11 protein-coding genes are annotated in these 8,452 nt (G+C 61.8%); 7 read left to right on the top strand and 4 right to left on the bottom strand.

Annotated features, from left to right (window positions below; translation table 11 throughout):
* On the top strand, nt 1-688 hold a 688-nt coding region (locus NKJ06_RS19235), incomplete at its 5' end, for a P1 family peptidase (protein WP_352810410.1).
* A 14-nt stretch (nt 689-702) separates the two neighbouring features.
* Here the strand turns inward: NKJ06_RS19235 and NKJ06_RS19230 are convergent.
* Entirely contained in the window at nt 703-957 is a 255-nt protein-coding gene (locus tag NKJ06_RS19230) for a DUF2171 domain-containing protein (protein WP_352629121.1), read from the bottom strand.
* A 129-nt stretch (nt 958-1,086) separates the two neighbouring features.
* On the opposite strand from NKJ06_RS19230, the gene NKJ06_RS19225 reads away from it, so the two are divergent.
* From NKJ06_RS19225 to NKJ06_RS19210, 4 genes are all read left to right on the top strand, one after another.
* On the top strand, nt 1,087-1,812 hold the full coding sequence (locus NKJ06_RS19225) for a DUF2259 domain-containing protein (protein WP_352629123.1): 726 nt from the start codon (nt 1,087-1,089) through the stop codon (nt 1,810-1,812).
* 110 nt (nt 1,813-1,922) lie between these two features.
* On the top strand, nt 1,923-2,336 hold the full coding sequence (locus tag NKJ06_RS19220; RefSeq protein WP_352629125.1) for a hypothetical protein: 414 nt from the start codon (nt 1,923-1,925) through the stop codon (nt 2,334-2,336).
* A gap of 59 nt (nt 2,337-2,395) precedes the next feature.
* Nucleotides 2,396-3,697 carry an adenylosuccinate lyase gene (gene purB, locus NKJ06_RS19215; RefSeq protein ID WP_352629127.1) on the top strand — a complete coding sequence of 434 codons (1,302 nt, stop codon included), beginning with the start codon at nt 2,396-2,398 and terminating at the stop codon, nt 3,695-3,697.
* An 8-nt stretch (nt 3,698-3,705) separates the two neighbouring features.
* Nucleotides 3,706-4,455 carry a metallophosphoesterase family protein gene (locus tag NKJ06_RS19210; protein ID WP_352629128.1) on the top strand — a complete coding sequence of 250 codons (750 nt, stop codon included), beginning with the start codon at nt 3,706-3,708 and terminating at the stop codon, nt 4,453-4,455.
* Nucleotides 4,456-4,476: 21 nt separating this feature from the next.
* On the opposite strand, the gene NKJ06_RS19205 is transcribed toward NKJ06_RS19210, so the two are convergent.
* The gene (locus NKJ06_RS19205) at nt 4,477-5,295 is read right to left on the bottom strand and encodes a VOC family protein (protein ID WP_352629130.1); all 819 of its coding nucleotides are present in this window, start codon (nt 5,293-5,295) and stop codon (nt 4,477-4,479) included.
* 243 nt (nt 5,296-5,538) lie between these two features.
* On the opposite strand from NKJ06_RS19205, the gene NKJ06_RS19200 reads away from it, so the two are divergent.
* Complete coding sequence (locus NKJ06_RS19200; RefSeq protein WP_352629133.1) at nt 5,539-6,093, top strand: RBBP9/YdeN family alpha/beta hydrolase; 555 nt, start codon at nt 5,539-5,541, stop codon at nt 6,091-6,093.
* A 6-nt stretch (nt 6,094-6,099) separates the two neighbouring features.
* Here the strand turns inward: NKJ06_RS19200 and NKJ06_RS19195 are convergent, their stop codons facing one another.
* Together NKJ06_RS19195 and NKJ06_RS19190 are read right to left on the bottom strand one after the other, a co-directional pair.
* Nucleotides 6,100-6,873 carry an HpcH/HpaI aldolase family protein gene (locus tag NKJ06_RS19195; RefSeq protein WP_352629135.1) on the bottom strand — a complete coding sequence of 258 codons (774 nt, stop codon included), beginning with the start codon at nt 6,871-6,873 and terminating at the stop codon, nt 6,100-6,102.
* A 167-nt stretch (nt 6,874-7,040) separates the two neighbouring features.
* Nucleotides 7,041-7,361, bottom strand: a complete 321-nt coding sequence (locus NKJ06_RS19190) for a DUF1476 domain-containing protein (RefSeq protein ID WP_352629137.1) — start codon at nt 7,359-7,361, stop codon at nt 7,041-7,043.
* A gap of 275 nt (nt 7,362-7,636) precedes the next feature.
* Between NKJ06_RS19190 and purC the strand changes: the two genes are divergently transcribed.
* Nucleotides 7,637-8,431: a phosphoribosylaminoimidazolesuccinocarboxamide synthase gene (gene purC, locus NKJ06_RS19185; RefSeq protein WP_352629140.1), complete on the top strand. Its 795-nt coding sequence runs from the start codon at nt 7,637-7,639 to the stop codon at nt 8,429-8,431.
* Nucleotides 8,432-8,452 lie beyond the last annotated feature (21 nt).

The raw sequence follows: 8,452 nt of genomic DNA, 5'->3' as shown, positions 1-8,452 counted from the left end.
CCGGCTCGACCTGCGCAATGGCGGCGACAAGGATTGGGGCCGTTATCCGCCCTACCGCGCGCTTGGGTATGAAGCAGCGCAAAAGGCCGCTGCCGATTTCGAACTCGGCACCATCGGCGCCGGCACCGGTACGTTGACCTCGGGGCTGAAGGGCGGCCTCGGCTCGGCCTCGACGCTGCTGGACAATGGCGTCACCATCGGCGCACTGGCCGCCGTCAATCCGACCGGCTCAGCAACCATCAGCCGAACTCGCCATTTCTGGGCGGCACCGTTCGAAATCGGCGACGAATTCGGAGGACTTGGTTATCCCTCGCCGATGCCGGACGACGCGAAAACGATCCTGCTGAAATACCGCGACAAGCATATGGGCAGACAGGCCGGCGGCAACACCACGATCGCCGTCATCGCCACCGACGCGGTTCTCACCAAGGCCGCTGCAAAGCGCCTGGCAATCTCAGCGCATGACGGCTTCGTGCGCGCCATCTGGCCGACACACACGCCGGCCGATGGCGACCTGGTATTCGCGCTGGCAACCGGCACGAGCGGCATCGAACTCACCGCCGACGCGGCAATCGACCTCTATGCCGCGGCCGGCGCCACGATGGCGCGCGCCATCAGCCGCGGCGTGTTTGCCGCGACGCCGGCCGAAAACGATCTGTTTCCGGTCTGGTCATCGCGCCTGGGATAAACAGAGGCCCTCGATCATACTCGATCGGATTTTTCTTCCTCGAAGGTCACCGCGACATCGGAATTCGCGGACAGCCACACCTTGTTGCCGTCGACCTCGGCAATCAGGCTCACGGGAACATAATGGTGATGGCCCTTGTGAGCGCCCTGACCGCTATCGGCCTTGGTCAGCTTGATGCGCTGGCCGTCGACCTTGTCGACGGTGCCGACATGCACGCCATCGGCGCCGACGACTTCCATATGCTCGCGAATTTTGCTGGTGTCGGTCATGGTGGTTCTCCATTGGGACTGCCGACATTAACAAATGAGGGGCCGATTGGATGCATCGGCTTTCGCACCGCACGACGTTTTGATTCTGTCGTGCTAGTGGATTGAAACGATCACGGGGGGTGAAGACCGATGCGAATGCTATTTCTGTTTGCAGTTGCCCTGCTTGCACAGTTTGCGACCTCGATCGCCGCACGTGCCGGCGATGTCGCTGAACTTGAAATCCTCGGCTTCGCCAAGGACGGCAGTGTCTTCGCTTTCGAGGAATATGGCGTGCAGGATGGATCGGGCTTTCCCTATGCCAACCGCTACTACATCGACACCAGCACCGACAGCTTTCTCAAGGGCACGCCGATCCGGGTGCGGCTTGAGGACGAGAATGCCAAGCTGGACGCGGCGCGCCTTCAGGCCCGGCAAAAAGGTGAAGCCATCGTCAGTCAGGCCGAGCTGAGCGCCAACCGCGGCATCACCGCGGGTTTCAACCCGGTGACCGAACTTTCAGCCGATCCGCACCGGATGGCGGTCAACCCGCGCCCGATCTTCTCTCCGGTCGATCAGCCGCTCGAATTCCGGCTGGACGAGCTGGGCATGAACAACACCGAAGGCTGCGAGAGCCAGGGCGAGATCAACGGTTTTCGCTTGCTGCGTATCGAGGCCCAGGATGGCGGCACCACCAAGCTGCTGCACGAGGACAAGGCGATACCGAAAAGCCGGGGTTGCCCGAACGGCTATAGCATCGGCGCCGTGCAGACCTTTTCAATGGACAGTCTCAGCGCCTACGCGGTGCTGATCGCGGTGCGCCAATACGGCTTCGAGGGGCCGGACTTTCGCTGGATCGCGGTGACCGGCCGCCTGTGACACCTTTTGTTGTTCAACCCGCCAGGCGCGATCGTGCGCTGAACCGCCTTTGCCGCGCGGTACCGACGCCGCGCATAGCGTTTTTCGGCGCCTTGTTGTGGGCGGTGACGATGGGGGCCAGCGCGCTGGTCAACCTGTTCTTGAACAACTGGGAGACCCCGGCGAAAATCCGCATTGTCACCCTGCTGTTCGCGGTGGGAGCTGCGCTGGCCTTTCCGATTGGCCTGTTTGCCGCGAAGCTGGTCTCGCAGGGCAGGCGCTGGGAGGTCGCCTTCGCAGCAGCCTTTGTGTGCCTTGCCGCAGCAACGGTCGGCCTGACCTCTGGGCTGTTTGCGCTGCAGTACCGCTCCTACTATGCAGAGTGGCATGCACCTGCCTTTACCCACACCTGGGCCCTCCAGTTCGTCTTCACGACCTTGATTGCGCTCTACCAGTTCGTGGTGCTGGGCATCCGGCTTTATTTTCCGCTTGGTTTCGTGGCCTTGTTTGCCGCGAGCGTCTGGTTTGCGCGCCAGCAGCGTTGAGCATTTTGCTCGCCTCTGTTAGGACGCGGGCAAACCTCTCGATACGTCAGGACTGACCGATGATCCCTCGCTACTCCCGACCGGAAATGGTCGCCATCTGGTCGCCCGAAACCCGGTTTCGCATCTGGTTCGAAATCGAAGCCTATGCGTGCGATGCGCTGGCCGAACTCGGCGTCATCCCCAGGGAAGCGGCCAAAACCATCTGGGAAAAGGGCAGTGCGGCAAAATTCGATGTCGAGGCGATCGACGAGATCGAGCGCGTCACCAAGCACGACGTCATCGCCTTCCTGACCCATCTCGCCGAATTCGTTGGGCCGGACGCCCGTTTCATCCACCAGGGAATGACGTCGTCGGACGTGCTCGACACCTGCTTTGCCGTGCAGCTTACCCGCGCCAGCGACATCCTGCTCGCCGACATCGACGGCCTGCTTGCAGCGCTCAAGCGCCGTGCTTTCGAGCACAAGGACACCGTCACCATCGGCCGTAGCCACGGCATCCATGCCGAGCCGACGACCTTCGGCGTCAAGCTGGCGCAAGCCTATGCTGAGTTCTCGCGCTGCCGCGAGCGCCTGGTGCATGCGCGCGAAGACATTGCCACCTGCGCGATTTCTGGCGCGGTCGGCACCTTCGCCAACATCGACCCCTATGTCGAGGAACATGTGGCGGCAAAGCTCGGCCTGAAGCCCGAGCCGGTGTCGACTCAAGTGATCCCCCGCGACCGCCATGCCATGTTCTTCGCCACGCTGGGCGTCATCGCCTCGTCGATCGAGCGGCTGTCGATCGAGATCCGGCATCTGCAGCGCACCGAAGTGCTGGAAGCGGAAGAGTATTTTTCGCCGGGCCAGAAAGGCTCCTCGGCAATGCCGCACAAGCGCAACCCGGTGCTGACCGAAAACCTCACCGGCCTTGCCCGCATGGTGCGGTCGATGGCGCTGCCGGCGATGGAGAATGTGGCGCTCTGGCACGAGCGCGACATTTCGCACTCGTCGGTCGAGCGCATGATCGGGCCGGACGCCACGGTGACGCTCGATTTCGCGCTGTCACGGCTGACCACCGTCATCGACAAGCTGCTTGTCTATCCCGACAACATGCTGAAGAACATGAACAAGTTCCGCGGCCTCGTGCATTCGCAGCGCGTCATGCTGGCGCTGACGCAGGCCGGCCTGTCGCGTGAAGACTCCTACCGACTGGTGCAGCGCAACGCCATGAAGGTGTGGGAGCAAGGCGCTGATTTCCTTGAAGAACTGCTCGCCGACAAGGAAGTGACCGCAGCGCTGCCGGAAGCAGAAATCCGCGAGAAATTCGACCTGGGCTATCACACCAAGCATGTCGACACGATCTTCAAACGGGTGTTTGGATAGAATATTCAATGCGACTGGCTGTTATTTCAGACGTCCATGGGAATCTGCGCGCGTTGGAGGCAGCTCATGCGCGCATCAGGGAAAGTTCTCCGGATATCATTGTCAATTTAGGCGACTGTGTCTCCGGCCCGTTATGGCCCGAGGAAACCGCGCAATATCTGGTCGCCGAGAACTGGCCAACCGTGCGCGGGAATCACGACCGCGTGCTTGTCGAGCCCCCTGTTTCCGGGTTGGAAGATGTTGACGCGTTTACCCGTCAATGCCTCTCACCGGCGTCCCTGGCATGGCTTTCGGCATTGCCGATCACCTTGCCACTCGCTCCTGAAATCCTGCTCTGCCACGGCAGCCCCAGCGACGACGAGGCGTTCCTGCTTGAAGAAGACGGCGTCGACCACTTTTATCCGTCCGGAGAAAATCAGATCAGGAGCAAGCTCGGAAATACCGATGCCAGCCTAATCTTGTGCGGCCATACCCACACGCCACGCCTCGTGCATCTGTCCGACAGTCGGCTGATACTCAATCCCGGCAGCGTGGGCGTCCAGGCCTTCCCCGGCCTCACCGTGACCGGCAGCCCGCATGCGCGCTTCGCAATCGCCACGCGCAACAACGGCGAATGGTCTTTCAGCCAGCACGTGATTGGTTATGACTGGGCGCAGTCCGCCGTGCGTACGGCGGCAACTGGGTTCACCAGTTGGTCGCACGGATTGCTGACGGGTCACGCTGCCGGATCCAGCTATGAACCACCTAGCGGCATCTGAACCGGCGACAAGCCTCCGATCCTATCGGCCAGCCTTGCCGGGAACAGTCCTGATGACCGTGCCCCAGGGATCTTCGCGGGTTACCGGGCTGGTCACATTGTCCGAGCGCATTTCAACCCAGGCCAGGCCCGACCGCGTGGAATCGCGGCGGCCGGCGCCCGAACTCTGCCAGGCGTTGGCGCCGATGTGGTGGTGATAGCCGCCGGACGACAGGAACACCGCCTGGCCGCCATATTTCGCCACCGTGTCGAAGCCGAATTCCTGGTTCCACCAGGCTTCGGCGTCTTCCGGCCTGCCGACACGCAGGTGAACATGGCCGACAATGCTGTTTTCCGGCGCTCCCTGCCAGCCGGCGTCGCCCGCCGGCACTTCGGCAACGACAGACGGAATGTTCAGCCGTTCGGTCGCCATCGCGATCTTGTCGCCATTCCACTTCCAATCCTGCGAGCGGCGGTCGGCATAGATCTCGATGCCGTTGCCCTCGGGATCGGTCAGATACAGCGCTTCGCTGACCAGATGGTCGGAGGCACCCTCGATAGCGATCTTGTCGGCGATGGCATGGTTGATCCAGCGACCGAGATCGGCGCGGCTGGGCAGCAGGAAGGCGGTGTGGAACAGCCCGGCGCTGCGCGGATCATCCGGCTTTGCCGAAGGATCGGCCTCGATGACCAGCAAGGGACGGTTGGCGGCGCCCAGCGTAATCGCACCGTCGGCACGGCTCAATTCCTGCAGACCGACGACGCTGCGGTAATATGCGGCAAGACTTTCGGCATCGCGCGCTTTCAACCCAACGCGGGCAACGCTGACCGGCGTGGTGGCGGCAAAGGGCAGTTCACTCATCAAATGCTCCGTTCGACCGGCCTGTGATGAAGCTCCCAAGGTGAGAAGCCCCGCGCCGCCAATCATCATACGTCGTGTCAGTTCCAAAGTCAGGGTTCCCGCACACGGCTGTTTCTTTTCGTGACCACAGATCGTCCATCGGCATCGTTCACACAAGACGCGAAGAAGCGAACATCGTGTTCACTATCAAGAACGCCGTTCATGGCCATTGCATGAAGCGACGCCCCTCGCTATCTCAGCGCCATGAAGGTCAAGGAAGCAGATATTCTCATCGTGCCGGGCTACACCAACTCCGGCCCCGACCATTGGCAGAGTCGCTGGCAGTCGAAGCTGTCGACGGCGCGCAGGGTCGAGCAGGCGGAGTGGTCGAAGCCGGTGCGCGAGGACTGGACGGACAATGTTGCCAAGGCGGTCAACGAAGCGGAGCGTCCGGTCGTCATCGTCGCGCACTCGCTCGGCGTGGCCACGGCGGTGCAAGCCATCCCACAGTTCCGCAAGCCGGTTGCCGGAGCCTTCTTCGTGGCGCCGCCCGATGTCGCCAATCCGGAGATCAGGCCGAGGCATCTGATGACCTTCGGCCCCTACCCGCGCGAGCCGCTGCCTTTTCCGTCCATCGTGATCGCCAGCCGCAACGATCCGTTCTGCGCTTTCGATGTCGCCGAGGACATTGCCGGAGCGTGGGGTTCGCTGTTCGTCGATGCCGGCGAAACCGGTCACCTCAACGCGGATTCGGGCTTTGGTCCGTGGCCCGAAGGCTCGATGACCTTCGCCAAATTCCTGACGGACCTGAAGGCCTGAGCTCCCTCAGGACCCGATCGAATCCCTGACGCTGTTGATCAGGGTTTTTGCACCAAGCCCGATCAGCGCGTGTTCCGAGCCCATGGCCAGCAGGCGGTAGCCCATCGCCACGACACGACCGGCAATTGCCGGGTCGACAACATAGATCGCCGCATGTTTGCCGGCCTTGCGTGTGCGCACGGCGACCGACGCCACCGTCTCCATCATGCTTTCCAGCGTCGAATTGACCGTGGCGCCATTGCTCCAGGCGATCGAGAAATCCGACGGGCCAAGGAAGATGCCGTCGATGCCGGGCGTGTCGAGAATGCCGTCGAGGGCATCGAGGGCGGCGCGCGTCTCGACCATGGCGAAGGCCATGGTGCGCTGGTTGGTGTCGCGCAGCCATTCGGCCTGGTCGCCCTTGCCGTGGCGTGGAAAAGCGTAGGTCGGGCCCCAGGAACGCTCACCGAGCGGCGGGTATTTCATGGCGGCGGCGAACAGTTTTGCGTCAGCCACCGAATTCACCATCGGCGCAATGACCGCCTCGGCGCCAAAATCGAGCGCGCGGCTTGCCATGTCGAAACGGCCGACGGGAATGCGCACCAGCGCCGGCTTGCCGGCAGCGAGCACCGGCACCAGACCGCGCAGCACGCTGTCCTCGTGATGGCCGCCATGCTGCATGTCGAGCGTGACGGCATCAAAGCCCTGCTTGGCGACGATTTCGACGGTCAAGGCATCCGGTACGCCGGACCATGCGGTGAACAGCGTTTCATCGGCCGCGAGGCGGGACTTCAGGGACATGACACTTTCCTTGTTAACGATCGCAGTTCAGCCGGAAACCGCGGCAAAGGCAAAGAAAAACCGCCCGGATAGGCCGGGCGGTCGATTGGTCCAATCATTCTTTCGTCTGTCGCAGCTTCTTTATCGCAAAACCGTGGGACACTTTTGCGGAACCTGCTTCGGTCGGATCAGGTGTTCTTGATCTGCTCGATCGCCTGCGCCATCAGCTCGTCCATGGTACGGCGGATCTGATGGTCCGACTGGTCGATGCCGGCCGCATCGAAATCCTTGCGGATCTTGCGGAACACGTCGTGATCGCCGGCTTCCTCGATGTCGGAAACAACCACTTCCCTGGCATAGGCGTCAGCGTCGGTGCCGGACTTTCCGAGCTTTTCGGCGGCCCACAGGCCGAGCGCCTTGTTGCGGCGCGCCGAGGCCTTGAACCGAAGTTCCTCGTCGAAAGCAAACTTGCGCTCGAAGCCCTCTTCGCGGTCTTTCATGCTGTTCATGGCGTCCCTCCGGGTCAAATTCGATTCGTCGGCAGTGAATATGTGTGTTGCAGATGCACAAACCAAAAGGTCGCGGGCCGGTCAATACGCTTCGTTGCATGCTGCGCTGCGGCATTTCAGTCCCGAAAGCGGTTGATTGGAAGGATTTGCCGATTGAGCAAACGATGTGATTGGGATAGACCCGGCATTGAACCCTACCGTAGCCGCACTATTTCAGGCAGACGGACAGGAAATGGTCTGATACCGCCTGTCCGGAACCCCAGAGAAAAAATCAGATGAAAAATCGCCGCCGCATTTATGAAGGCAAGGCCAAGATCCTCTATGAGGGACCCGAGCCGGGTACGCTCATCCAGTTCTTCAAGGACGACGCAACCGCGTTCAACAAGAAGAAGCATGAAGTCGTCGACGGCAAGGGTGTGCTCAACAACCGTATTTCCGAGCACATATTCAACCATCTCAACCGCATGGGCATCCCGACCCATTTCATCCGCCGGCTCAACATGCGCGAGCAGCTGATCAAGGAAGTCGAGATCATTCCGCTCGAAATCGTCGTGCGCAATGTCGCCGCCGGTTCGCTGTCCAAGCGCCTCGGCATCGATGAAGGCACCGTTTTGCCGCGTTCGATCATCGAATTCTACTACAAGGCAGACGCGCTCGACGATCCGATGGTGTCGGAAGAGCACATCACCGCGTTCGGCTGGGCGAGCCCGCAGGAGATCGACGACGTCATGGCGCTGGCCATCCGCGTCAACGACTTCCTCTCCGGCCTGTTCATGGGCGTCGGCATCCAGCTCGTCGACTTCAAGATCGAATGCGGCCGCCTGTTCGAGGGCGACATGATGCGTATCGTCGTCGCCGACGAGATTTCGCCGGATTCCTGCCGCCTGTGGGACGTGGCGACGCATGACAAGCTCGACAAGGACCGTTTCCGCCGCGACATGGGCGGCCTCGTCGAAGCCTATCAGGAAGTTGCCCGCCGCCTCGGCATCATGAACGAGAACGAGCCGCCGCGCCCCACCGGCCCGGTGCTTGTCGCCTCGACCGACGGCCTCAAAGGCAAGCCGCACTGAATAGCGGCTTGCAACCCGATA

It is taken from the genome of Mesorhizobium sp. M0293 (genome assembly GCF_040321735.1).
GTDB lineage: Bacteria > Pseudomonadota > Alphaproteobacteria > Rhizobiales > Rhizobiaceae > Mesorhizobium.
The sequence above is the reverse complement of the archived record's forward strand: the minus strand, read 5'-3'. Positions and strand labels throughout refer to the sequence as shown.